Origin of the sequence: Streptomyces sp. NPDC093111, assembly GCF_040683955.1 — a bacterium.
Taxonomy (GTDB): Bacteria; Actinomycetota; Actinomycetes; order Streptomycetales; family Streptomycetaceae; genus Streptomyces.
This window is the reverse complement of sequence record NZ_JBFBNW010000016.1, coordinates 15,206-37,911: the sequence shown is the minus strand read 5'-3', so window position 1 is coordinate 37,911 and position 22,706 is coordinate 15,206. Positions and strand designations below refer to the sequence as shown.

19 protein-coding genes are annotated in these 22,706 nt (G+C 73.7%); 4 read left to right on the top strand and 15 right to left on the bottom strand.

All coding sequences use genetic code 11. The features are described 5' to 3' along the window. Positions 1-46 precede the first annotated feature (46 nt). Complete coding sequence (locus AB0Q96_RS27205) at positions 47-754, top strand: PspA/IM30 family protein (RefSeq protein ID WP_365329896.1); 708 nt, start codon at positions 47-49, stop codon at positions 752-754. Positions 755-791: 37 nt separating this feature from the next. Here AB0Q96_RS27205 and AB0Q96_RS27200 read toward each other — a convergent pair whose 3' ends face one another. From AB0Q96_RS27200 to AB0Q96_RS27175, 6 genes are all read right to left on the bottom strand, one after another. Beyond that, positions 792-3,410 carry a SpoIIE family protein phosphatase gene (locus AB0Q96_RS27200; RefSeq protein ID WP_365329894.1) on the bottom strand — a complete coding sequence of 873 codons (2,619 nt, stop codon included), beginning with the start codon at positions 3,408-3,410 and terminating at the stop codon, positions 792-794. Between the two features lie 144 nt (positions 3,411-3,554). After that, positions 3,555-3,977 (bottom strand): ATP-binding protein, encoded by a 423-nt coding sequence (locus AB0Q96_RS27195; RefSeq protein ID WP_365329892.1) that lies wholly within the window; start codon positions 3,975-3,977, stop codon positions 3,555-3,557. Between the two features lie 109 nt (positions 3,978-4,086). Further along, entirely contained in the window at positions 4,087-4,539 is a 453-nt protein-coding gene (locus AB0Q96_RS27190) for a (deoxy)nucleoside triphosphate pyrophosphohydrolase (RefSeq protein ID WP_365329890.1), read from the bottom strand. A gap of 59 nt (positions 4,540-4,598) precedes the next feature. Then, entirely contained in the window at positions 4,599-4,778 is a 180-nt protein-coding gene (locus AB0Q96_RS27185) for an SPOR domain-containing protein (RefSeq protein ID WP_365329888.1), read from the bottom strand. 155 nt (positions 4,779-4,933) lie between these two features. Beyond that, positions 4,934-6,673, bottom strand: coding sequence for a hypothetical protein (locus AB0Q96_RS27180; RefSeq protein ID WP_365329886.1), 1,740 nt, complete (start codon positions 6,671-6,673; stop codon positions 4,934-4,936). A 246-nt stretch (positions 6,674-6,919) separates the two neighbouring features. Continuing rightward, positions 6,920-7,672, bottom strand: a complete 753-nt coding sequence (locus AB0Q96_RS27175; RefSeq protein ID WP_329423684.1) for a GntR family transcriptional regulator — start codon at positions 7,670-7,672, stop codon at positions 6,920-6,922. Positions 7,673-7,858: 186 nt separating this feature from the next. Between AB0Q96_RS27175 and AB0Q96_RS27170 the strand changes: the two genes are divergently transcribed. Beyond that, positions 7,859-9,205, top strand: a complete 1,347-nt coding sequence (locus AB0Q96_RS27170; RefSeq protein ID WP_365329884.1) for a glycoside hydrolase family 18 protein — start codon at positions 7,859-7,861, stop codon at positions 9,203-9,205. 146 nt (positions 9,206-9,351) lie between these two features. Here AB0Q96_RS27170 and AB0Q96_RS27165 read toward each other — a convergent pair whose 3' ends face one another. Continuing rightward, complete coding sequence (locus tag AB0Q96_RS27165) at positions 9,352-10,656, bottom strand: DUF4190 domain-containing protein (protein ID WP_365329882.1); 1,305 nt, start codon at positions 10,654-10,656, stop codon at positions 9,352-9,354. Between the two features lie 85 nt (positions 10,657-10,741). Here AB0Q96_RS27165 and AB0Q96_RS27160 point away from each other — a divergent pair, with 85 nt between their 5' ends. Next, positions 10,742-11,911: a serpin family protein gene (locus AB0Q96_RS27160; RefSeq protein ID WP_365329881.1), complete on the top strand. Its 1,170-nt coding sequence runs from the start codon at positions 10,742-10,744 to the stop codon at positions 11,909-11,911. A 61-nt stretch (positions 11,912-11,972) separates the two neighbouring features. On the opposite strand, the gene AB0Q96_RS27155 is transcribed toward AB0Q96_RS27160, so the two are convergent. Further along, the gene (locus AB0Q96_RS27155) at positions 11,973-13,550 is read right to left on the bottom strand and encodes a S8 family serine peptidase (protein WP_365329880.1); all 1,578 of its coding nucleotides are present in this window, start codon (positions 13,548-13,550) and stop codon (positions 11,973-11,975) included. A gap of 178 nt (positions 13,551-13,728) precedes the next feature. On the opposite strand from AB0Q96_RS27155, the gene AB0Q96_RS27150 reads away from it, so the two are divergent. After that, a complete protein-coding gene (locus AB0Q96_RS27150; protein ID WP_365329878.1) occupies positions 13,729-14,892 on the top strand; it encodes a threonine synthase in 1,164 nt (387 codons plus the stop codon). Between the two features lie 67 nt (positions 14,893-14,959). Here AB0Q96_RS27150 and AB0Q96_RS27145 read toward each other — a convergent pair whose 3' ends face one another. The 7 genes from AB0Q96_RS27145 to AB0Q96_RS27115 form a co-directional block, all read right to left on the bottom strand. Beyond that, a complete protein-coding gene (locus AB0Q96_RS27145; protein WP_365329877.1) occupies positions 14,960-15,748 on the bottom strand; it encodes a DUF4232 domain-containing protein in 789 nt (262 codons plus the stop codon). A 102-nt stretch (positions 15,749-15,850) separates the two neighbouring features. Further along, complete coding sequence (locus AB0Q96_RS27140; protein ID WP_365329875.1) at positions 15,851-17,362, bottom strand: pyridoxal-dependent decarboxylase; 1,512 nt, start codon at positions 17,360-17,362, stop codon at positions 15,851-15,853. Then, complete coding sequence (locus AB0Q96_RS27135; protein WP_365329873.1) at positions 17,359-18,504, bottom strand: EamA family transporter; 1,146 nt, start codon at positions 18,502-18,504, stop codon at positions 17,359-17,361. Before AB0Q96_RS27135 ends, AB0Q96_RS27140 begins: the two co-directional genes overlap by 4 nt. Then, positions 18,501-19,463, bottom strand: a complete 963-nt coding sequence (locus AB0Q96_RS27130) for a quinone oxidoreductase (protein WP_365329871.1) — start codon at positions 19,461-19,463, stop codon at positions 18,501-18,503. The genes AB0Q96_RS27135 and AB0Q96_RS27130 overlap by 4 nt, the downstream gene beginning before the upstream one ends. A 5-nt stretch (positions 19,464-19,468) precedes the next feature. After that, positions 19,469-20,935, bottom strand: a complete 1,467-nt coding sequence (locus tag AB0Q96_RS27125) for a methylaspartate mutase (protein ID WP_365329869.1) — start codon at positions 20,933-20,935, stop codon at positions 19,469-19,471. Further along, positions 20,932-21,396 (bottom strand): cobalamin-dependent protein, encoded by a 465-nt coding sequence (locus AB0Q96_RS27120; RefSeq protein WP_365329867.1) that lies wholly within the window; start codon positions 21,394-21,396, stop codon positions 20,932-20,934. Before AB0Q96_RS27120 ends, AB0Q96_RS27125 begins: the two co-directional genes overlap by 4 nt. A gap of 65 nt (positions 21,397-21,461) precedes the next feature. Then, on the bottom strand, positions 21,462-22,706 hold the full coding sequence (locus tag AB0Q96_RS27115; protein ID WP_365329865.1) for a fatty acid desaturase: 1,245 nt from the start codon (positions 22,704-22,706) through the stop codon (positions 21,462-21,464).

Here is a 22,706-nt window from a genome sequence, read left to right as displayed (position 1 = left end):
CGCGCTCGCGCGCTGTCCCTGTCGTCCCATCCGAAGGAGACCGAGCATGAGCAAGCAGACCATCCTGGGCCGGGTCGCCCAGCTGGCGAAGGCCAACATCAACGCGCTCCTCGACCAGGCCGAGGATCCGCAGAAGATGCTGGACCAGTTGATCCGCGACTACGCGAGCAACATCGCGGAGGCGGAGGAGGCGGTCGCCGCGACCATCGGCAACCTGCGGATGATGGAGCAGGACCACCAGGAGGACGTGGCCGCGGCGAAGGAGTGGGGCGAGAAGGCGCTGGCCGCCAGCCGCAAGGCGGACGAGCTGCGGGCCGGCGGGCAGCCGGCCGAGGCGGACCGCTTCGACAACCTGGCGAAGGTGGCGCTGGGCCGCCAGCTCCAGTCGGAGAAGGAGGCCCGGACGGCGGAGCCGACGATCGCGGCGCAGACCGAGGTGGTGGCGAAGCTCAAGAGCGGTCTCACCCAGATGAAGGCCAAGCTGGGCGAGCTCCAGGCCAAGCGGGACGAGCTGGTCGCGCGGGCGAAGTCCGCGCAGGCGCAGAACCGGATGATGGACGCGGTGAAGAGCGTCGACGTCCTCGACCCGACCAGCGAGCTGAACCGCTTCGAGGACAAGGTGCGCCGGGAGGAGGCGAAGGCCCTGGGCAAGCAGGAGCTGGCGGCCTCCTCCCTGGACGCGCAGTTCGAGCAGCTGGACGCGCTCGGCGACCAGGCCGAGATCGAGGCCCGGCTGGCCGCCCTGAAGGGCTGAGCCGGGCCCGTTCCCGCCGGGTGCGGTGGAAGGCTGCTCAGAACATGCTGAGCAGCTGGTCCACCGTGGGCTCGGCGAGGCCGTCGCCGTCGGGCAGCGGCAGCTCGAACCAGACCGTCTTGCCGCGCGGGGTGCGGCGCGAGCCCCAGGCGGCGCTGAGCAGTCCGACCAGTTGCAGCCCGCGACCGCCCTCGTCGGTGTCCTTGGCGCGGCGGCGGCGCGGCTGGACCAGGCCCGCGTCCCACACCTCGCAGACCAGGGTGCGGTCGCGCAGCAGCCGCAGCCGGATCTCCCCCTCGCCGTAGCGCAGGGCGTTGGTGACGAGCTCGCTGACGAGCAGTTCGACGGTGTCCACCAGGGCTTCGAGCCCCCAGGTGGTGAGCTGGGCGCGGGCGAGCTCGCGGGCGCGGCCGACGGAGCGGGGCTCCCTGGGCAGCCGCCAGTCGCCGACGGCCTCGGCGGGCAGTCCCTGGATACGGGCCATCAGCAGCGCGATGTCGTCCTCGCCGTGCCGGGTGTCGAGGGTGCTGAGGACGTGGTCGCAGACGTCCTCCAGGGGCCGGCCGGGGTTGCTCAGGGCGCTGCGGAAGGCGCTCAGGCCCTCGTCGAGCGGATGGTCGCGGGATTCGACGAGGCCGTCGGTGTAGAGGGCGAGCAGCGCGCCCTCGGGGAGTTCGACCTCGACCTCCTCGAAGGGTTCGCCGCCGACGCCCAGCGGCATGCCGGGCGGTACGTCGAGGAGGAGGGCCTCCTCGCCGGGTTCGACGAGCACGGGCGGCAGGTGGCCGGCGTTGGCGAAGGTGCAGCGCCGGGTGACCGGGTCGTAGACGGCGTACACGCAGGTGGCGAGGTAGACCTCGGACAGCTCGGGGCCGCGTGCCTTGTGGGTGCGGGCGGACTGCTGGGTGCCGCCGGGGGCGCCGAGGCCGCGGGCGATCTCGTCGAGGTGGGACAGCACCTCGGCGGGTTCGAGGTCGAGCTGGGCCAGGGTGCGTACGGCGGTGCGGAGTTCGCCCATGGCGACGGCGGCGCGCAGGCCGCGGCCCATGACGTCGCCGACGACGAGGGCGGTGCGGTGGCCGGGGAGCTGGATCACGTCGAACCAGTCGCCGCCGACCTCGGTGGCGGCGGTGCCGGGGAGGTAGCGGCAGGCGATGTCGAGGCCGGCCGCCTCGGGGTCGCCGGGCGGCAGGAGGCTGCGCTGGAGGATGAGGGCCCGCTCGTGTTCGCGCCGGTAGAGGCGGGCGTTGTCGATGCAGACGGCGGCGCGGGCGGCGAGTTCGACGGCGAGGGCCCGGTCCCGTTCGCCGAAGGGTTCGCTGCCCTTGGCGCGGGAGAACTGCACGAGTCCGACGACGGTGTCGTGGGCGACCATCGGGACGACGAGGGTGGACTGGACGAGGCTGCCGTCGGCGCCGGGGACGGTGTGGACACGGCCGGTGCGCAGGGCGCCGGCGCAGGGCGAGTTGAACGGGTAGCGGTGGACGGAGCCGAGCTCGATGGGGCCGTCGTCGCAACAGACCTCCCTGTCGGCCCCGGCGGCCCCGGCGGCCCGGGCCGCCTCGTCGTCGTCGCCGGCGGCCCGCGGCCTGCCGACCTGGACGCGGCTGTCGGAGACGGCGCTGGCGACGGCGACCCTGCGCAGTTCGGCGCTGCCGGCGCCGTAGCCGACGTCGTGGGAGCCGCCCATGCGTCCGGGCGGGGCCTCGTCGCCGGTGAGCAGGCCCTGGTAGAGGTCGACGGCGGCGAGGTCGCAGAAGCCGGGGACGGCGACGGCGAGCAGCTCGCGGGCGGTGGCCTCCAGGTCGAGGGAGGTGCCGATGCGGGCGCCGGCCTCGTTGAGGAGGGCGAGGTTGCGGCGGGCGCTGGCGGCCTCGCGGGCCGCGTTGTGGCGGCGGGTGACGTCGATGCCGAGGCCGGCGACGCCGACGGGGCGGCCGGTACCGCCGTGCACGCGGTAGAGGTTGATCGACCACTGGCGCCGGTCGGTGGAGCCGGGGGCGGCGCCGACGATCTGGAGGTCGGCGACGGACTCGCCGGTCTCCAGGACCTTGCGCAGCGCGGCGGTCATCCGGTCGGCCTCGCCGCGGGGCAGGTAGTCGTGGACGGTGCGGCCGCGGTGGTCGTCGGCGGAGCCGCCGAAGACGGTGGCGAAGCGCCGGTTGGCCCGCTTGACGGTGAGGTCGGTACCGAAGAGGAGGAAACCGAAGGGGGATTGGCCGAAAATGGCCTGCGAGGCGGCCAGGTCGGTCTCGATCCGGCGCAGGGCGCGGACGTCCACCACGATGCAGAGGGCGGCCCGGCGCCCCGAGGCGGTCTCGCTGGGCATGACGTACATCTCGGCGATGCCGCGCGGGCGGTCCTCCCCCGGGATGCGGAACGGGACCAGGCCCGTCCACTCCCGGCCGTCGAGGATCTCCTTGACCCGGCGATGGCCGCGCTCGCGCAGGTCGGCGGGCATGAACGCCTCGACCGGGTCCTTGCCCATGGCGTCCTCGGCGGTCACGCCGAACAGCTCGACGGCCCGTCTGCTCCACTGCTCGACGAGCCCGTCGGGGCCTATCGAGAAGGAGGCGACCCGGATGTAGTCATAGATCGATCCGGGCGGGCTGCTCTGCCACACGACCCCGCTCGCCGTCTCAGGTATCTCGCTCACGCGACCGTCCCCTCCAGCTCACCGCACCGGACCGGCCATGAGCGCAGTATTCAGCACCATGGCCCCCGTCGGCACGACGTTCACGATCACAGGGTGGTCTCGTTCGTTTCCGGCCGAGGCCCGCTGATCGTCGTCCCACTCTGTTTACTCACCAGGCAGGGCCAGCTCGAACCACACGGTTTTCCCCGTCCTGCCCGCGCGGGTACCCCAGCGGCGTGCGGAACAAGCCACCAGCTGCAGTCCGCGCCCCCCTTCGTCCTCGGGTCCGGCGGGGCGCTCGGTGGGTCCATCCGGAAGGGGATCGGAGACCTCCACCAGGAGCGCCGGGCCGTGTCCGGGTCCGTCGCCGTCGGCCCGGAGGCGGACCAGACGGACGCCGATGGGCCCGGAGGCGTACCGCAGGGAGTTGGTCACCAGCTCGCTGACCAGCAGGATCGTCACATCGCCGATCACCGAGTCGAGCTGCCAGGCCCTCAGGGTGTCCCGCACCGCGTGGCGGGCCGTGCGCACGGCGTTGGCCTCCGCCGGAAAGTGCCACTCGGCACAGTCGCCTTCGGTGTCGATCACGAGGCCCACGTCCTATTTCGGGGGGTTAATCAGCACATACCCGATATTCGGAGTGGGATATCGCGCCGGGCGGCCGCCTGGGCGCACGGTGGCACGAACGGCGTAGGGCTCAGGGGCGCGCGCCGTCGGCCGGGACCGCGGGCAGCAGCCGGGCCGCCTCGGCGACGGCGGGCCGGTCCTGGTCGAGCCAGTCGACGGAGTCCAGCTCGTGGCGGGCCAGCCAGCGCAGCTCGTCGTGGTCCTCCAGCGGGCGCGGCTCGCCGGAGAGCAGTCGGGCGGTCCACACCCGGAGCACGTATCCGGGCTTCAGCGGCCATTCGCCGGGGAGGCGCTCGCCCGGCTCGGTCTCGATGCCCAGCTCCTCGCGGAGCTCCCTGACCAGGGCCTCCTCGGGGCTCTCGCCCGGCTCCAGCTTGCCGCCGGGCAGCTCCCAGCGGCCGGCGAGTTCGGCGGGGGCGCTGCGGCGGGCGGCGAGCAGGCGCCCCTGGTCGTAGAGCGCCCCGGCCACCACCACGACGGGAGCGGGGTCGGAGGCGGTGGGACGGGCGGGGTGATCGGTCATGGGGCGGAGCGTAACGCGGGCGGCCGGCCGGGCCGCCCGGACGCGGTGGCCCGGCCGGCTCAGAGGGCGGGCGAGCCGATCCGCTCGACCCAGTAGAGCTGCTTGTGGCCGCGGGCGTCGAGACTGTCGGCGATCCGCCGGGCCTCGTCCTCCGTCGCGTACTGACCGACGCGGTAGCGGTTGCCGTTGTCGTCCTGCCGTATGACCAGCCAGGGAAGGACGGGGCCGCTCTCGCTCATCGGGCTTCTCCCTCCGCCGGTCCGGGCATGTCTGACGATCTCCAGGAAATCGCAATCCGCATATGCCGGAGCTTACGCCTGACCTTTACACAGCGGATACGTGTTTTCACGAAGAGATACGCATCTGGCCAGTAACCGGCGGAGGGCGGCCGGGCTCAGGCCACGGGCGGGGCCGGGGGGACGGTCGGCACCGGCATCAGGACGGTACCGGCGGCGGCCGGGTCCTTGCGGCAGAGGTCCCCGCAGGTGGCGTCGAGGGAGCAGCAGAGCGAGCAGACCGGTCCGGAGTGGGCGGGGCAGTCGGCGATGTCGGGCAGCTCGTACGCGGTGGCGCAGACCGCGCAGGTGTGGGTGGCGGTCACGTCGGGGACGGCCACGCCCGGACCTCCCCCGGAGCCTTCGGCCTGGGCGTACCCCCACACGGGGTTGGGCCGGGCCAGGTAGTACCTGCCCTTGGTCGCCCAGGCGATGAGCGGGCAGAGCGTCAGGGCGAGACCGGCGGCGATGAAGGTGGAGAAGGCCTCGGCGTAGGTCCCGAAGAGGCCGAAGAAGGCGAGGATCGAGACGACGGAGGCGATGCCCATGGCGCCGAAGCCGGCCGGGTTCACGGCGTACAGATAGGCGCGTTTGAACTCGATGTACGGCGGGCTCCAGCCGGCCCGCTTGTTGATGACGAGGTCCGCGGCGACGGCCGCGATCCAGGCGATGCCGACGTTGGAGTAGAAGCCCAGCAGCTTGCCGAGGGCCGCGAACATGTTCATCTCCATCAGCGTCAGCGCGATGGCGAGGTTGAGGAAGATGTACCAGACCCGGCCGGGGTGGCGGTGGGTGAGCCGGGAGAAGAAGTTCGACCAGGACAGCGAGCCGCTGTACGCGTTGGTGACGTTGATCTTGATCTGGGAGACGATCACGAAGAGGGCCGCGGCGGGCAGCGCGAAGGAGCCGAGCCAGGGCCTGAGCGCCTCGATCTGCGGGGCGATCGGCTCCAGGGCGTGGGTCTTGCCGACCGCCTCCAGGGCGACGAAGGCGAGGAAGGCGCCGCCGAGCTGCTTGGCCGCGCCGATGACCACCCAGCCGGGGCCGGCGGCGAGCACGGCGAGGTTCCAGCGGCGCTTGTTCTCCTCGGTCCTGGCGGGCATGAAGCGCAGGTAGTCGGCCTGTTCGCCGATCTGCGCGATGAGGGACAGGGCGACGCCGGTGCCGAGGCCGAAGCCGATCCACGAGAAGCCGGAGCCGGCCCCCTCGGTGCCGCCGAAGGAGGCGAAGGAGCCCCAGGCGTCGGGCGCCTCGAAGGCGAGCACCAGGAAGGGCAGCACCAGGCCGACGAGCCACAGGGGCTGGGTCCAGGCCTGCACCTTGGCGAGGGCGCCCATGCCGCGGAAGACGATCGGGATCACGATCAGCGTGGTGACGAGATAGCCGATCTCGACGGGCAGTCCGAAGGCCTGGTGCATGGCCTGGGCCATGATCGAGCCTTCGAGCGCGAAGAAGATGAAGGTGAAGGAGGCGTAGATGAGCGAGGTGAGGGTGGAGCCGAAGTAGCCGAAGCCGGCGCCCCGGGTGACGAGGTCCATGTCCAGGCCGTAGCGGGCGCAGGCGCGGGCGATCGGGATGCCGGTGAGGAAGATGACGACGGCGGCGGTGAGGATCGAGGCGGTTCCGCTGGTGAAGCCGTAGGTGAAGACGATCGAGGCGCCGATGGCGAAGTCGGCGAGGTAGGCGATGCCGCCGAGCGCGGTGCCGGCGACCGTCGCGGGCGACCAGCGCCGGAAGGAGTGCGGCGCGTAGCGCAGCGAGTAGTCCTCGCGGCTCTCGTCGGCGGCCAGTGCGGCGTAGCGGCGGCGGGGCGGCGGGGCGGGCGCCGAGGTTCCCGGCGGGGTGACCGTGTCCGTCATGAGGGTTCCTGTTTCCTGTCGTCCGACCGGATTGCGGGTACGGACGAGGAAGGTAGGAGCGGGGCGTGACGATCCGTCGCCAGGCGTGGTTGCCCCGGTGTTACGGCACCCGGCGCCCCGTCAACTCGGCGTGAACGGCGCCGGACACCCGGCCCCGCCCAGCGGTCACGGCCGCGCCGCGCCCCCGGCCCGCCGCCGCCCGGCCGGCCCGGTCAGGCGCCCCGCCCGCTCGCGCCGCTCACCCGCTCACCGCACGGGCAGGTGGTAGGCGATCCGGTAGCGGTCGGCGGGCACGACGACGTCCGCGGTCTCGACCGCCCGCCCCGAGGCGTAGTAGGTCCGCTCGACCACCATCACCACGTGGCCGGGGACGCCACCGAGGGTCAGCAGCTCCTCGGCGAGGCCGGGCCGGGCGCCGACCTCCTCCACCACGTTGTCCACCACCACGTCGATCGCGGCCATCCGCTCGACCACCCCGCAGCCGCCCAGCGGCCCCTCCTCGGGCAGCATGACCGGCGTCCGGCCGGTGACGGCGAGCGGCTCCCAGGAGGTGGAGAGCATCATCGGCTCGCCCGCGTCCCGGTAGACGTACCGCGTGCGCATCACCCGCTCCCCCGGCTCGATGCCGAGCCGGGCGGCGGTCTCGGCGCTCGCCGGCTCCTGCTCGCTGTTCGACTCCCAGGTGCCGCGCGCCCCTTCGGCCGCCTGCTCCTGGCGGAAGGGGGTGGCACCCGCGGCGGGGCGGTAGCCGGAGCGGGCGATGGGGCGCGGCACGGGCCGCTCGCGCACATAGGTCCCCGAGCCCGAGCGCCCCTCGACCAGGCCCTCGGCCATCAGGACCTTGCGCGCCTCCAGTGCGACGGTGTCCGACACCCCGTACTCCTCGCGGATGCGCGCCTGGGAGGGGAGCCGGGTGTGCGGGGGAAGCGAGCCGTTGGCGATCTTCTCCCGGAGATCGCTCGCCACACGCAGATAGGCGGGCTGCTCACCGAACGTCACTGGACACTCCCCTCAGGTTGACTGACAGCTACAGACTGACAACCGAGGGTGCGCGACCGCAAGCATGGGCCAAAGTTTCACCCGAAGTGATGACTTGCCTTTACGTGGGGGCTTACCGCAGGTATAGCCACCGAACTCCCGTCGGAATCCTTGACGTTGATGGTCCAGACCAATACGTTCCGCCTCATGCGTCGCAGAAGCCTTTCCCGGATGTCCGTCGCCGCCGTCTCCCTCGGCCTGCTCGCCGCCCTCGCCCCCGCGGCGGGCGCGGTCCAGACCCCTCACCAGCACGAGAAGTCCGCCAAGCCCGCGTACAAGCGCGTCGGCTACTTCACCCAATGGGGCGTCTACGGGCGGAACTTCCAGGTCAAGGACCTGGAGACCAGCGGCACCGCCGCCAAGCTGAGCCACATCAACTACGCCTTCGGCAACGTGAGCGCCGAAGGGAAGTGCTTCACCGGGAACGTACCCGGCGAGGCCGACCCGTGGGCCGACTACGTGCGCCCGATCGACGCGGCCGGCTCGGTCGACGGGGTCGCCGACACCCCCGACCAGCCGCTGGCCGGCAACTTCAACCAGCTGCGCGAGCTCAAGGCCGCGCACCCCGGCCTCAAGGTCATGATCTCGCTGGGCGGCTGGAGCTGGTCCACCCACTTCTCGGACGCGGCCCGCACCCCTGCCTCCCGCAAGGCCCTCGTCGCCTCCTGCGTCGACCTCTACATCAAGGGCAACCTGCCCGTCGACGGAGCCCGTGGCGGCGCGGGAGCCGCCGCGGGCCTCTTCGACGGCATCGACATCGACTGGGAGTGGCCGGGCTCGGCGGGCGACACCGACACCGTCTTCCGGCCCGAGGACAAGCAGAATTTCACCGCCCTGGTCCACGAGTTCCGCACCCAGCTCGACGCGTACGCGAAGGCCGAGCGGAAGCGGAAGCACTACGAGCTGTCGGCGTTCGTGCCGACCGCCCCCGCCAAGATCGACGCGGGCTTCGAGGTCCGGAAGATCATGCGCGACTTCGACTTCGTCAACCTCCAGGGCTACGACTTCCACGGCAGCTGGGAGTCGACCACCGCCCAGCAGTCCGCGCTCTTCGCCCCCCGCGGCGACTTCAGCGTCGACCAGACCGTGAACGACTGGCTGCGGCGCGGCGCGCCCGCCCGCAAGCTGGTGGTCGGCATGCCGTTCTACGGCCAGGGCTGGACCGGCGTCACCGGCGGCGGCACCGGCCTGGGCAAGCCCGCGACCGGCGCGGCGGCCGGCACCTGGGGCGCCGGCTCCGAGGACTACGAGGCGCTGAAGAAGCTGGCCGAATCGGGCGCGTCCACCGTGCACCGGGACCGCCGCAACGGGCACGCCTGGCTGTTCGACGGCACGACCCTGTGGACCTACGACGACCCCCAGGTCCTGCGTACCAAGTCGGCGTACGTACGGGCCAAGGGGCTCGGCGGCGCGATGTTCTGGTCGCTCGACGGGGACACCCCGGACGGTGAGCTGATCACCGCGGTGAACGGCGTCCTGGGCGGACGGCGTTGAGACCTGCCGGGGCGAGGGCCTGACGAAAGCACGGACGCACGGACGCACGGAACAAGGACGGGGCCCGGTCTCGACAGAGACCGGGCCCCGTCCCCCGTGCGCGGGCGGAGGGCGGAGAGCGGAGGGCGGAGAGCGGAGAGCGGAGGTCAGACCTTCTCGCTGTCGCGGTTGAGGGTGTCGGCGAGGCCGAGCGCCCGGCGGGCCGCGGACTCCATCTTCGGGTCGAGCGCGTCGTACGCCTGCTCGTACTCCGCCCAGAACGTGTCGTCGTCCGGCGCCGCCGCCAGCTTCCGCCACTTCTTCGCGGCGGCGTCCAGCTTCTCCGCCAGCGCGACCACCGGACGCTCGGCGGCGGCCGGCCAGCCGCGGGTGCGCAGCCCCTGGGCCTCGGCCGTGACGGTGGAGTGGACCTCCCGGGCCCAGGCCGTGTTGGCCGCGAGGTCGGCGTCGGCGTCCTCCTCGGGCTCCTTCATCAGCGCGGTGTCGATCGCGTTGACGGCCAGCAGGAAGGCGTGCTGGTCGGCGTTGAGGGTGAGGCCGTCCTTGCGCAGGGAGCCGGAGAAGGGCGCCTTGTCGGTGCCGTAGGTGCAGGTCACCGTGCGGTCGCCGCCCCGCCAGGACATGCTGCTCGGCAGGTAGTAGTAGGTCCAGACGTCGTCCGGGACGGCCCACTTGTCCAGCGTGTACGCGTCGTTGATCTCCTGGCAGCGCTCCTCGGCGAGGGCGTCGAGGGCCTTGTCGCCGGGCCACTTGCCGTAGCCGGTGATCTTGAAGCTGCCGGTGACCTCGCCCTCGTGGGGCTTCGCGCAGTCGACGATGTCGACGTTCTCGGTGTACTCGTCCAGCTTCCCGGGCACGTCGAAGCACTCGCCCTTGCGCAGCGAGAAGGCGGACTTGGAGGAGCCCGCCTCGTCCATGCCCTCCTGGACGCCCTTCCAGAACGAGGCGAAGCCGCCGGTCGCGAAGCCGAGGACGATCAGCAGGCAGCTCACCGTGGACAGGGCGATGCCCGCGATGGCGAGGCCCTTGCCCTTCTGCCGCTCCCTCCGGATCCGGGGCAGGGCGACCAGGCCCAGGATCAGCCCGAGCGGCGGCAGGCAGCAGACGATGCCGGAGACGAGGGAGGCGACGGCCAGCCCGTTGGTGCCGGGCCGGGGCGCCCCGTACGGGCCGGCGGCACCCGGACCCTGCGGCCCGTAGGGGCCGTACGGCGTGTAGGGCCCCGGCGCCTGGTACGGCCCGGGGACACCGTAGGGCCCGGCGCCACCGTACGGCCCGGGCACGGCCGGACCGCCGGGACCGACGGGCGGCGCGGGCGGTCCGGCGGGCGGCGCGAACGCCCCGGCCGGGGACTCCGCGGGTCCGGCCGGCGGCGCGGCGGGCGGCTCCGCGGGCGGCGGCGTCGGGGTGCCCGGGGCCGGAGAATCCTGGGGCGGCTGGGACGGGTCCACGAGTACGGTGCTCCTGATCGGGGCGGACGAACAGACAATCGAAACGGGCGCGCGCATCGTACGTGGTCCGGGCGACGGGGGCGATATGCGGGGCGGAACGGTACGGGCGGTCAACCGGATGACGGGGCGCTGGGCCGGTGCGCTTCCGGCGGGCGGCGGCACCGTCCTGTCGGCGGCGGGTGTCTGGCCGCTGCTGGCCGCCCTCGCGGACGGCGCCACGGGAGCCGCCCGGGACGAACTGGCGGACGCGCTCGGGCTGCCGGCGGAGGAGGCCGCCGGGGCGGCCCGCGAACTGGCCGCCGGACTCGGCGCGATCCCCGGGGTGGCCTCGGCCGTCGGCCTGTGGGTCCGCGCGGACCTGCGGCTGCGCGAGGCGTGGGTGGCGGGCCTGCCGGACGCGGCGCTCGGCCGGTTCACCGGCGACGCCGCGGCCGACCGCGAGGCCCTGGACGCGTGGGCGGCCGAGCGCACCGGCGGCCTGGTCCCGACGCTGCCGGTCACCCTGGACGAGGAGACGCTGCTCGTCCTCGCCTCCGCCCAGTCGGTGCGGACGACCTGGGCCGCGCCGTTCATGGCCCGCAAGGCCCGGATGACGAAAGGCCCTTGGTCGGGCCGGACGGTGACCTGGCTGCACCGCTCCACGGCCGCGCTCGACGAGGTCGGCCTGGCCGACACGGCGGCGGGGCCGCTCACCGTGCTCCGGGTCCTCGGCGACACGGGGGTCGACGTGCACCTCCTGCTGGGCGAACCGGCGGCGACGGCCGGTGCCGTCCTGCGCGCCGGGCTCGACGTCCTGGAGGGCCGCGCGCCCGCCGTCCCCGGCGACCGGCTCCCGGTCGGTGCCCTGGGCCCCGGCCTGGAGGTCCGCACCGCGCGCCGCACGACGCCCGGCGCGCGCCTCGGGGTGTCGGTCCCGGCCTTCGCCCTCGCCGCCGGGCACGACCTCCTCGCCCACCACGGCCTGTTCGGCCTGACCACCGCGCGCGAGGCCGACCGCGGTCACTTCCCCGGCGTGGGCGACGTCCCGCTGGCGATCGGGCAGGGCCGGCAGGCGGCGACGGCCGAGTTCACGGCGCGGGGCTTCGAGGCGGCGTCGGCGACGGCCTTCATGGGCTTCGGCGCGGGTGCGCCGCCCTCGCCGTACACGGTCCGGATCGTCGACGTCGACATCGAGCGCCCGTTCGGCTTCCTGGCCGTCCACCGCGCGTCGGGGCTGGTCCTGACGGCGGGCTGGGTGGAGCGGCCCTGGAACTGAGGGGAACTGAGGGGCGGCCGCCGGTGACCGGCGACCGCCCTTCGTCCGTGCGTCGGGCGGGTCAGAACTGGAGCGCCCAGGAGTCGATCTTTCCGGTGTCGTAGGTCGCGTTGTCCGTGACCCGCAGCTTCCACGTGCCGTTCGCGACCTCGGAGGAGGCGTTGACGGTGTACGTGGTGTTGATGTTGTCCGCGCTGCCGCCGGTGCCGAAGGCCTTCAGGGTGTACGCCGAGCCGTCGGGGGCGATCAGCTGGACCTGGAGGTCACCGATGTAGGTGTGCACGATGTTCACCGGCACCTGGAGCGCGGCCGGGGCGTTGCCCGTGACGCCGCTGACGGTCACCGGGGACTCGACGGTCGCGTTGTCGTTGATCGTGTAGTCCGCGGTGTTCTCGAACTTCGGGCCGGTGGGCGGGGTGGTGCCGCCGTCGCCCACGTTCAGCAGCCGGTTCGGCGAGCCGGTGCCGGGGCTGGTGACGACGTTCGGGGTCGCGGCGGCGACCAGTGCCGCGGAGACCTGTGCCGGGGTGGCCGTCGGGTTGGCGGCCAGGTAGAGCGCGGCGGCGCCGACCACGTGCGGGGTCGCCATCGACGTACCGGAGATGGTGTTGGTCGCCGAGTCGCCTGTGTTCCAGGACGAGGTGATCGACGAGCCGGGGGCGAACAGGTCGAGGCCCGCGCCGTAGTTGGAGTAGCTGGCCTTGGCGTCGGTCGATGTGGTGGCGCCGACCGTGATGGCCTCCGCGACCCGGGCGGGCGAGTGGTTGGCCGCGTTGTCGGTCTCGTTGCCGGCGGCGACCCCGTAGGTGACGCCGGAGGCGATGGACCGGCGCACGGCGTCGTCGAGGACGGTGTCGACGCCGCCGCCGAGGCTCATGTTGGCCACGGCCGGCTTGACGGCGTTCTGCGTCACCCAGTCGATGCCCGCGACGACCTGCTCGGTGGTGCCGGAGCCGGAGTTGTCGAGGACGCGGACGCCGACGATCTTCGCCTTCTTGGCGACGCCGTACGACGAGCCCGCGACGGTGCCGGCGACGTGCGTGCCGTGGCCGTGCCCGTCCTGGGCGGTGTTGTCGTTGTCGATGGCGTCGTAGCCGTAGGAGGCGCGCCCGCCGAAGTCGCCGTGGGTGATGCGTACGCCGGTGTCGATGATGTACGCCGTGACGCCCTGGCCCGCGCTGTCCGGGTACGTGTAGCTCTGGTTGAGCGGGAGGGCCTTCTGGTCGATCCGGTCGAGGCCCCAGGACGGCGGCGAGGGCTGCGTGCCGTCGACGTGGAAGACGCGGTTCTGGCTGACGGACTCGACGGCCGGGTCGGCGGCCAGCTTCCTGGCCTGCCCCTCGGAGAGCTCGACGGAGTAGCCGTTGAGGGCCGCGGTGTAGGTGCGCCTGATCTTCGCGCCGAACTTGGTCGCGACGGCCCGCCCCTTCGCGGTCTCCGCCTGCGCGGCGGACTCGCGGAGGGTGACGATGTAGCTGTTGGCGACAGTGCCCTCGGCCCCGGCGTTCAGGATGACGCCTTCGGCGGCGGTCCCGGCGGCGGTGGCCGGGACGGCGGAGAGGGAGCCGAGCGCGAGGGCGGCGACGGCGATGGCGCTCGCGGCGGCCAGCCTGCGCCTGGAATCACGCATCACGGACATGTGAGGGGTCCTCCTCATTGGTGGTGCGCTGCTGTGGGGGTACGGCAGGGACATGACAACAGGCAGCGAGGTGCCCGGGCGGTTCGTCATGTCGGGGTGCCGAGCGAAAGATTGGCTGATCCATAGGAAACGCACAAGGGCGTCGGACACCCCGCCACACGGCCGCCACACCGCTGACATGCTGGCCCTCATGACCGCCTACGTGTGCCCCCGCTGCCAGGTCCACGCCCCCGCGTCCACCCTCACCTGGTGTTGTCCACGGTGCCGCGGGCCCTGGGATCTGGAGTTCACCGGGGCACCGGTGTCACTCCCGTCCCTCACGTCACGTGTGAATTCCTTGTGGCGTTACGAGGAGGTCCTGCCCCTCGCGACCGAACCGCCCCAGGCGCCCCACGTCACCCTCGGCGAGGGCCGCACCCCGCTGATCCCGCTGACCCCACTGCCCGGGGCCGGGACCGGAGCCGGCGCGGCGGGCGAGGGCACCGTCTCGGCCAAGCTCGACTTCCTCATGCCGACCCTGTCCTTCAAGGACCGCGGCGCCGTGATGCTCGCCGAACTCGCCCGCCGGCTGGCCCCGGACACCGTGCTCGCCGACAGCAGCGGCAACGCGGGCACGGCGATCGCCGCGTACTGCGCCCGCGCCGGACTCGACTGCGCCGTGTACGTCCCCGAGGGGACCTCCGCCAAGAAGCTGGAGCAGATCCGCGCCCACGGCGCCCGTACCGTCGTCGTCCCCGGCGACCGCGAGGCCACCGCCCGGGCCGCCCGCGCCGCGGCCGACGCGCCCGGCGTCTTCTACGCCTCGCACGTGTACAACCCGCACTTCCTGCACGGCACGAAGACCTACGTCTACGAGCTCTGGGAGGACCTGGGCGGACGGCTCCCCGACACCCTCGTACTGCCCGTCGGCAACGGCACCCTGCTGCTCGGCGCGGCCCTCGCCGTCGAGGAGCTGTACGGCCACGGGCTCGTCGAGCGGCGCCCCGCCCTCGTCGCCGTCCAGGCCGAGGCGGTCTCCCCGCTGGCCGCCGCCTTCCACGCGGGAGCCGCGGAACCCGCCGCTCCGGCCGCCGTCCGGCCCACCCTCGCGGAGGGCATCGCCATCCCGGCGCCGCCGCGGGCCGCCCAGATCCTGCGCGCGGTACGGGCCTCCGGCGGGACCTTCCGCACCGTGACGGAGGACCAGATCCGGGCCGCGCAGCTCGACCTGGCCCGCCGCGGCCTGTACGTCGAGCCGACCGGCGTCGCCTGCTGGGCCGCCGTCCGGGCCGCCCCCGCACGTCCCGGCACCACGGTCCTGCCGCTGTGCGGGGCGGGGGCGAAAACGGGACTGGCCGCCTGACGGGGGGCAGGCGGCCAGTCGGTCCGGTGCGAGCCGCGCCCCGGGACGGACGCGGCACGGCGCTCGATCAGAACTCGTCGGCGCCGTTGCGGAGCTCGTAGGTCCAGTAGCCGGTCTTCGCGGCGGCCTCGTCGACGGCCAGGCCGCCCGCCGGGGCCTTGACGACGACGCTGCCCTCGGCGGGGTCGGAGCCCGCGAAGAGGTTCACGTTGAAGCTGGTGACCACCTTGTTGTCCTCGTGCGCGCCGCCGAGCGCGATCCGCACGTTGGCGTACGCGGGCGCACCCGGCTGGAGGACGATCGGGGCGGCCGGCTTGCTCTTGGCGACGGCCGGGACGTCCTTGGCGGTCTGGATCTGGCCGAAGGCGATCAGCGGGTAGCCGTCGAGGCGGCAGGTCTTGCCCGAGGTGTTGGTGGCGGTGAGGGTGATGTGCTCGGTGGGCGTCTCGTCGGCCTTGGCCGCCGTGATCTTCACGTCGTTGTAGGCGCAGGACGGGGCCTTGGCCGCGGACTTGCCGGTGGAGGCGTTCTGGGCGGAGCCCTTGCCGGAGCCGCCGGTCGAGCCGCCGGCCGTCGAGCCGCCGGTCGAGCCGCCGGTCGAGCCGCCGGCCGTGGAGCCGCCCTCGGTGGAGCCGCCCGAGGTCCCGGCGGTCGAGGAGCCGCCGGTCGAGGACCCGCCCTTCGTCGAGCCGCCGGTCGCGCTGCCGCCGGTGCCGCCGGTCGTGTTCTGGGACTGGGCGGCGGCGCCCTCGTCGCGGCTGCCGGCGTCGTCGCCGCCACCGCAGGCGGTGAGGCCGAGCGAGAGGACGGCGGCCGCGGTGACGGCGAGGACGGCGTTCTTGCGCTGGATACGCATGGTGGTTCTCCCCCGTGAAACAAGGTCGGTGGTGCCGGCACCGCGTTCGGTGCCGACACCACCTACCTTCCCGCCCGGCCCTGCCGTCCTGCTTGCGTACCGCTAACGCTCCGCTGCCGCCTCCTGGGCGAGCCCGCGGGCCGCGGCCGTGACGTCCGCGAGCAGGGCGTCGATGTCGTCCTCGGTCGTCGTCGGGTTGAGGAAGACCAGCTTCAGGTGCACCCGCGGGGTGCCGTCGGGACCGGCGATCTTCGTCCGGGCGAGCAGGGCGCGGCCGTCCGTCATCAGCCGCCGCCGCACCGCCGCGTTCCAGGCGCTCTCGTCGTCCACCGGGGTCCCGTCGGCGGGCGCGCAGCGGAAGATGACCGTGCTGAGCAGCGGGTCCGCGACGAGCTCCAGGCCCTCGGTGGCGGCGATCCGGCCCGCGGCGTAACGCGCCTGCTCGTGGCAGGCGTCCACCCAGGCGCCCATGCCCTCGCGGCCGACGGTGAGCAGGGTGGCGGCCATCTTGAGGGCGTCGGAGCGGCGGGTGGTCTGGAGCGAGGTGCCGAGCAGGGCGGTGAAGCCGAGGGCCTCGTCGTCGGACGGGTTGAGGTAGACGGCCTGCTCGTCCAGGCACTCCATGTGCCGCCGGTCGCGCACCACGACCACGCTCGACGAGGCCGGGACCCAGCCGAACTTGTGCAGGTCGAAGGCGACCGAGTCGGCGCGGCCGAGGCCGTCCAGCAGCGGGGCCAGCTTCGGCGAGAACAGCGCGCCGATGCCGTACGCGGCGTCGACGTGCAGCCAGATGCCGAACTCGGCCGCGAGGTCGGCGAGTTCGGGAAGCGGGTCGAAGGAGCCGTGGTCGGTGGTGCCGGCCGTGGCGACGAGGGCGACGGGCACCTCGTCGGGCGCGAAGCCCTCGACGATCCGGCGGGCCTCGTCGGCGAGCATCCGGCCCCGGTCGTCGACCGGCACCTTCACCACGGCGGACCGGCCGAGGCCGAGGAAGCCGGCGGCGCGGGCGACGGAGAAGTGGGCGGCGGCGGAGCACAGGATCCGCGGGCGGACCGCGCGGCCCGCGAGCCCGGTCGCCGACACCTCGCCGGAGTCCTTGAGCGCGCGGTCCCGGCTGAACAGCAGGCCCATCAGGTTGGAGATGGAGCCGCCGGGCGTCAGGGTGCCGCCGGCCTCGGGCCCGAAGCCGACCCAGGAGGCCATCTCCGCGATCAGCCGCCGCTCCAGTTCGAGCGCGAAGGGGCCGCTCTCCCAGGCGTGCAGCGACTGGTTGAGCGAGGCGGCGAGCAGTTCGGCGGCGGCGGCCGCGGCCGTCGGGGCGCACTGCATGCGGGCCACGGCCGACGGGTGCGTGAGGTCGACGGACCAGCGGGCGTACGCCTCGAACAGCTCCGTCACCCGCTCGGCGCTGGGCTCCTCGGCGAGGAACCGCCCGCCGCCCAGCACCTCGCCCACGGCGGCCACCGCCGCCTCGGGGCCGCCGGCCGCGACCGGACCGCCCCGCTTGAGCGCGGCGTCACCGAGGGCGCCGAGCACCGTGTCCAGGAGGCCCCTGAGCTGCTCCTGCCCCTCGGGACGGCCCGCGAGAGCTGCGTTGCTGCCGGTGGTGATCATGACTTGTCGGTTCCTTCGGTGAGGGCGGGAGAAGCGGGAGCGGCGTGCGGGGCGGCGGCCGACGGAGGGGCGGCCGGGGAGGCGTGCGGGCCGGCGGCCGGGGACGCGTGCGGGGAGGCGGCCGGAGACGCGTGCGGGCCGGCAACCGGCGGAGGCGCGGCCCGGAGGGACGTCTGGAGGGCCGGGTCCCGGAGGTCCCGGTCCGGGGCCGCCGCCTTGCGGGAGCCGCGGATGACGCCGATCGAGGCGACGACGACCGCGGCCAGGCCCGCCACCTGGGCCGGCGAGAGCGTCTCGCTCAGCACGGCCAGGGCGACCAGGGCGCCGATCGCCGGCTCCAGGCTGAGCAGCACCCCGAAGACCGTGGCGGACACCCGGCGCAGTGTCTCCATCTCGCAGGTGTACGGAACGAGCGAGGACAGCATCGCGACGCCGAAGCCGAAGGCCAGCACCTCGGGCCGGGCCAGCGAGGCCGCGCCCTCGGCGAGTCCGGCCGGCAGCGAGCAGAGCGTGCCGAAGGCCATGGCCAGCGCGAGCCCGCCGCCACCCGGCAGCACCGCGCCGACCCTGGCCGACAGCGGCACGTACGAGCCCCAGAAGACGGCGCAGGCCAGCGCGATGAGCAGGCCGGTGAGGCCGGCGGCGCCGCCCTGCCAGCCGAGCAGCGCGATGCCGAGCGCGGCGAGCACGATCCACAGCCGGTCGGCGGCGCGGCGGGAGGCGAAGCCCGCGACCGCGAGCGGGCCCGCCATGCCGACGGTCAGCGCCACGCCGACCGGCATCCGGGCCATGGCCAGGTAGAAGCAGATGTTCATGCCCGCGATGGCCACGCCCAGCGCCGCCACCGCGCCCGCCGTCCGCCGGTCCAGGCGCACGGAGGGCCGCCACCACAGCAGCAGGACGAGGGCCGAGAAGCCGAGCCGCATCAGGGTGACCGTCGCCGGTCCCACCGTGCCGAACAGCTGCTTGGCGAAGGCCGCGCCCAGCTGGGTGCTGACCATGCCGATGAGCATGAGCACCGGGGCCGGGACCACGCCGAGGCCGAGGCCCCGGCGGCCGGCCGCCTCGCCCCGGGGGGCGGCGGCGGTGCCGGTGCCCGTGCTCACGCCGGTCGGCGCGCTCGTTCCGATGTCGACACTCATGGCGTCAGCAGCACCTTGCCGGTGGTGCCGCGGCCTTCGAGCAGCTCGTGCGCCTTCGCCGCCTCGGCCAGCGGCAGCCGCGCGCCCACCTCGGGGCGGACGACGCCCTGGGCGACGTAGCGGAAGAGCTCGGCCGCCGCCGCCCGCAGCGAGGCGGCGTCCGGCACGTGGTCGGCGAGGGTCGGACGGGTGAGGTAGAGCGAGCCGGAGGTGCGCAGCAGCTCCACGTCGAAGGGCGGGACGGGGCCGCTGGAGAGGCCGCAGACGACGAGGGTGCCGCGGCGGCGCAGCGCCTTGACGCTGGTCTCGAAGGTGGCGGCGCCGACCGAGTCGTACACCGCGTGCGCGCCCTCGCCGCCGGTGAGTTCGCGGACGGCGTCCGCGAAGCCCTCGTAGGGGACGGCGTGGTGGGCGCCGGCCGCGCGGGCGATGGCGCGCTTCTCCTCGGTGGAGGCCACGGCGACGACGGTGGCGCCCCGGTGCGCGGCCAGCTGTACGAGCAGCTGCCCGAGGCCGCCGGCGGCGGCGAGGACGACGACGGTCTCGCCGGGCGCCACCGGGTGGCTGGTGTGGCTGAGGTAGTGGGCGGCCAGGCCCTGGAGGAGCACGGCCGCCGCGTCGTCCAGGGTGACGGTCTCCGGCACGGAGACCAGCTTGGCCGCCGGGACGGCCGTGAACTCGGCGTAGGCGCCGAGCTGGGTCGCGTAGGCGACCCGGTCGCCCGGGGTGACCTCGTCGACGCCCTCGCCGACGGCGGTCACGATGCCGGCGGCCTCCTGGCCGGGGACGAGCGGGTACGGGGCGGGGTAGGTGCCGTTGCGGTAGTAGACGTCGATGAAGTTGAGGCCGATGGCGGCGTTGCGGACGACGACCTGGCCGGGGAGGGCGGCCGGTTCGGGCAGCTCGGCGAGGGTGAGGGCGGAGGGGGCACCGGCCTCGGTGACATGGACGGCTCGCATCGGGATCAGTTCCTCGGTTCGGTGGGCACGGTTGCGGGGTCGGGGGCGGGGACGGGGGCGGTGGGGGCGGCGGCGGGCCGCTCCTCCTCCTGGAACACGTGGCGGAAGTGGTTGATGTCGCCCGTCAGTCCGCGCATCAGCGCGTCCAGGGCGGGGTCCGGGCCGTCCACCGCGTGCAGGAGCTCGGTGTTGCGGGCCAGGTGGGCGGCGGAGAACGGCAGGGCGCCGGTGGACAGGTAGCGGATGGCGCCGGAGCGGTCGCGGCGCGGGATGAGGTCGGAGCGGGCGTACCGGCTGGCGCTGAACGGGATGTCGAGCCGGCCCTCCGCGAAGGCCTCGACGATCGCGCCGATCAGGTCGGGGCGGGCGAGGAGCGGCTCGACGAGGTCGGCGACCTCCGCGAGGATCCACTCCAGCTCCCGGCCGACCTGGTCCTCGTCGACCCGGATGAAGTCGAGCAGGGGCGAGTTGGCGCGGTCGGCGAGCCGCAGGCCCTCCACGTTGGCGGCGGTGTCGGGGATCCCGTACGCCTCCTGGTGGGTCTTGGTGATCAGCTTGGAGGCGCCGCCGAGCCGGGCGACCAGGGCGCCGTAGAAGATGAGGTCCTCGGCGTTGCCCCGGTCGCGCGGGAAGACGCCCATGAACTCGTGGAGCACCGCGTGGACCGTGACGTCGGCCGGCAGGTAGCGCTCGGCGAGCACGGCGATGGCGCGCAGGGCCGCGACGTCCTGGGCGAGGTGGCCGCCCTGCGGGTAGGCGACGGAGATGCAGCGCACCCCGGCGCGGGCGGCGAGCACCGCCTCCAGGACGCTGACGGCGAGGCTGATCGACGGCGGCACGAGGACGGCGGTCAGGGTGCCGAACAGCTCGCGGTCGACGACCACGCCGTGCTCGGCGAGTTCGCCGCAGCGCCGGTCGACGTCCTGCCAGGCGCCGAGCGACTCGGCGAGCGGCACCGCCTTCGAGTAGGGCAGGTTGTACGAGATGCCGCCGCCCTCGAAGGAGGTGATGCCGGCGGCCACGGAGACGTCGAACAGGGTGCGGGCGTCCGGCGAGCCGTGCCGGATCTCCAGCGGCGCCGCGACCAGCTCGTTGAGCTCGCGGCCGCGCTGCCAGCCGTGCGCCACCATCGGGTAGCCGTTGAGGTCGGCGGGGCGCAGGTTGAGGGTGCGCAGGGCCTCCTCGAAGCGCAGCAGCCGGGTGTGCGAGTCGATGGTCAGGGTGAGGATGTCGGGCTTGGCCTCGGCCTCCAGGGTCGCGAGGAGGGCCTTCATCTCCTCGTGGCCGCCGACGCCGCAGCGGGGCTGGATGGCGACCCGGCCCTGGGCGCGGCAGCGGTCGAGGACCTCGGCGGCGGTGGGCTTGCCGAGCGCGCGGATGTACGCGGCGGACTCGGCCGGTGTGGGAAGCGGCGCCGCGCCCAGGTCGGGGTGCGGGGCGGTGCCCCGGGACGGGAGGGAGGTCAGGCTCATGACGCGGCCCGCCCGGAGGTCACGGCGGTGCGCTCGCGGTCGGCGCGCAACGCGTCGAGCAGGCCCGGCAGTTCGGCGGGGTCGGACAGGATGTGGTCGACGCCGGCCGCGTACAGGCGTTCGTGCGAGGAGCCGTCCTTGTGGCTGCCGACGGACAGGTTGCCGCCGACTATCACGGGGCAGGCGATCCGGCCGGACTGCTTGGCCCGGTCGAGGCCGCGCAGGTCCTCGTGGACGTGCCCGTTGAGGCTGCCGATGACGACGGCCTCGGCCTCGGGGTGCTGGGCGCACGCCTCGGCGAACTCGTCGACCGGGGTGCAGGTGCCGAGGTTGACGACGTCGAAGCCGAGTCCGCGCAGCGAGTAGGCGATGAGGTGGTTGGCCACGGCGTGGCTGTCACTGGCGGCGACGCCGAGGATGACCGTACGAGCCGCTGGTTCCTGGTGGGAGGTGGTTCGCATCGATGGGTTCCTGATCCGGAGGGGGGGAGGTGGGTGGCGGGCGGTGCGCGGTGCGCGGGGGCCGGTCAGTCGTCGAAGGCGGCGAACAGCTCGCGCTTGCTGACCGACTTCAGGCGCTTCACGTCGAACTCCTCGGCGTCGGCGACGGCCAGCGAGTCGAAGACGAAGCTGATCGCGGGCACCAGGCCCCACACCTCGTGGTACGGCGGCCGGTTGGGGTCGCCGGCGGCGACGGCCTCCTCGGCGTCCTGCTGGCGGGCGAAGATGTAGTTGGACCAGTCGGCGCTGCGCGGGTGGCGGTGGTGGTAGTCGTGGACGACCGTGTCGCCGGTCAGCACCAGGTAGCGGGCGGGGGCGTGCACGAACAGCATCCGCAGGGTCCAGCGGCTCCAGGCGAGGGCGCGCCGGGCGGCCGGCAGTTCGGGCGAGGGGGCGCGGTCGCCGATGAAGATCGCGTTGGTGAGCGAGGTGAAGTAGGCGCGGCTGCGCCGGTCCTCCAGGCCCGCGACCGGGAAGGTGTGCTTCACGCACAGGCGCAGGGTGTTGCTGATCTGGAAGAGCGGGACCAGCGGCACGAACCAGACGACGAGCAGGGCCTGCCAGGTGCCGGTCAGGACGGTCGCGGCGACGGCGGTGCCGTACAGGGCGAGCGCGGTGACCTTCTCGCTGCGGGCCGACTCCTTGGAGAAGGACAGCACGCGGGAGACGCCGAACGCGAAGTGGAAGCGCGGCGAGACCAGCTTGAGCAGCAGCCGGCGCCACATCTGGCGCCGGGTCATGCCCGGGTGCATGTTCAGGCTGACCAGGAAGGCCTGGACCGTGGGGTCCTGGAGCGTCATGTGGCCGGTGGCGTGGTGGTCGGCGACGTGCTCACGGCTGTAGCGGGCGAAGTTCTGGATGACGAGCAGGCTCGATATCGCGTGGCCGATGGCCTTGTCGGGCTTTCGGCTCCGGTACATGTTCCGGTGCGAGCACTGGTGGTAGATCATCATCCGGAGGTTGCGCATCCCGTGCAGGGTCATCGCCCAGCCGGGCAGCAGCAACAGCAGGCCGAGGCCGCCGAGCGCGTACGCCACGACGCTGACCGCGAGTCCGGCGAGCAGCGCCGCCGTCGCGGTCACCAGGTGGAAGGTGGGCGTCCAGCCGAGCGAGCGCTGCTGCGGCAGGGCACGGCCGGTGAAGACCGTGAGCGGGTACTGGAGGAAGCCGGGCAGCACGGCCATGCTCTGCCGGGGCTCCACCGCGGCCGGGGGCCGGGGCCGGGCCGGGGCTCGGCGGGTGGCGGGGGCTTCCGGGTTGATCACGGACAT

Bases quoted from the DNA above. Each gene is read 5' to 3' on its own strand.
- AB0Q96_RS27130 (WP_365329871.1), bottom strand. From the start codon at position 19,463: ATGCGAGCCGTCCATGTCACCGAGGCCGGTGCCCCCTCCGCCCTCACC.
- AB0Q96_RS27170 (WP_365329884.1), top strand. From the start codon at position 7,859: ATGCGTCGCAGAAGCCTTTCCCGGATGTCCGTCGCCGCCGTCTCCCTC.
- AB0Q96_RS27190 (WP_365329890.1), bottom strand. From the start codon at position 4,539: ATGACCGATCACCCCGCCCGTCCCACCGCCTCCGACCCCGCTCCCGTC.
- AB0Q96_RS27205 (WP_365329896.1), top strand. From the start codon at position 47: ATGAGCAAGCAGACCATCCTGGGCCGGGTCGCCCAGCTGGCGAAGGCC.
- AB0Q96_RS27135 (WP_365329873.1), bottom strand. From the start codon at position 18,504: ATGAGTGTCGACATCGGAACGAGCGCGCCGACCGGCGTGAGCACGGGC.
- AB0Q96_RS27145 (WP_365329877.1), bottom strand. From the start codon at position 15,748: ATGCGTATCCAGCGCAAGAACGCCGTCCTCGCCGTCACCGCGGCCGCC.
- AB0Q96_RS27155 (WP_365329880.1), bottom strand. From the start codon at position 13,550: ATGTCCGTGATGCGTGATTCCAGGCGCAGGCTGGCCGCCGCGAGCGCC.
- AB0Q96_RS27160 (WP_365329881.1), top strand. From the start codon at position 10,742: ATGCGGGGCGGAACGGTACGGGCGGTCAACCGGATGACGGGGCGCTGG.
- AB0Q96_RS27115 (WP_365329865.1), bottom strand. From the start codon at position 22,706: ATGTCCGTGATCAACCCGGAAGCCCCCGCCACCCGCCGAGCCCCGGCC.
- AB0Q96_RS27185 (WP_365329888.1), bottom strand. From the start codon at position 4,778: ATGAGCGAGAGCGGCCCCGTCCTTCCCTGGCTGGTCATACGGCAGGAC.
- AB0Q96_RS27150 (WP_365329878.1), top strand. From the start codon at position 13,729: ATGCTGGCCCTCATGACCGCCTACGTGTGCCCCCGCTGCCAGGTCCAC.
- AB0Q96_RS27125 (WP_365329869.1), bottom strand. From the start codon at position 20,935: ATGAGCCTGACCTCCCTCCCGTCCCGGGGCACCGCCCCGCACCCCGAC.
- AB0Q96_RS27120 (WP_365329867.1), bottom strand. From the start codon at position 21,396: ATGCGAACCACCTCCCACCAGGAACCAGCGGCTCGTACGGTCATCCTC.
- AB0Q96_RS27140 (WP_365329875.1), bottom strand. From the start codon at position 17,362: ATGATCACCACCGGCAGCAACGCAGCTCTCGCGGGCCGTCCCGAGGGG.
- AB0Q96_RS27180 (WP_365329886.1), bottom strand. From the start codon at position 6,673: ATGACGGACACGGTCACCCCGCCGGGAACCTCGGCGCCCGCCCCGCCG.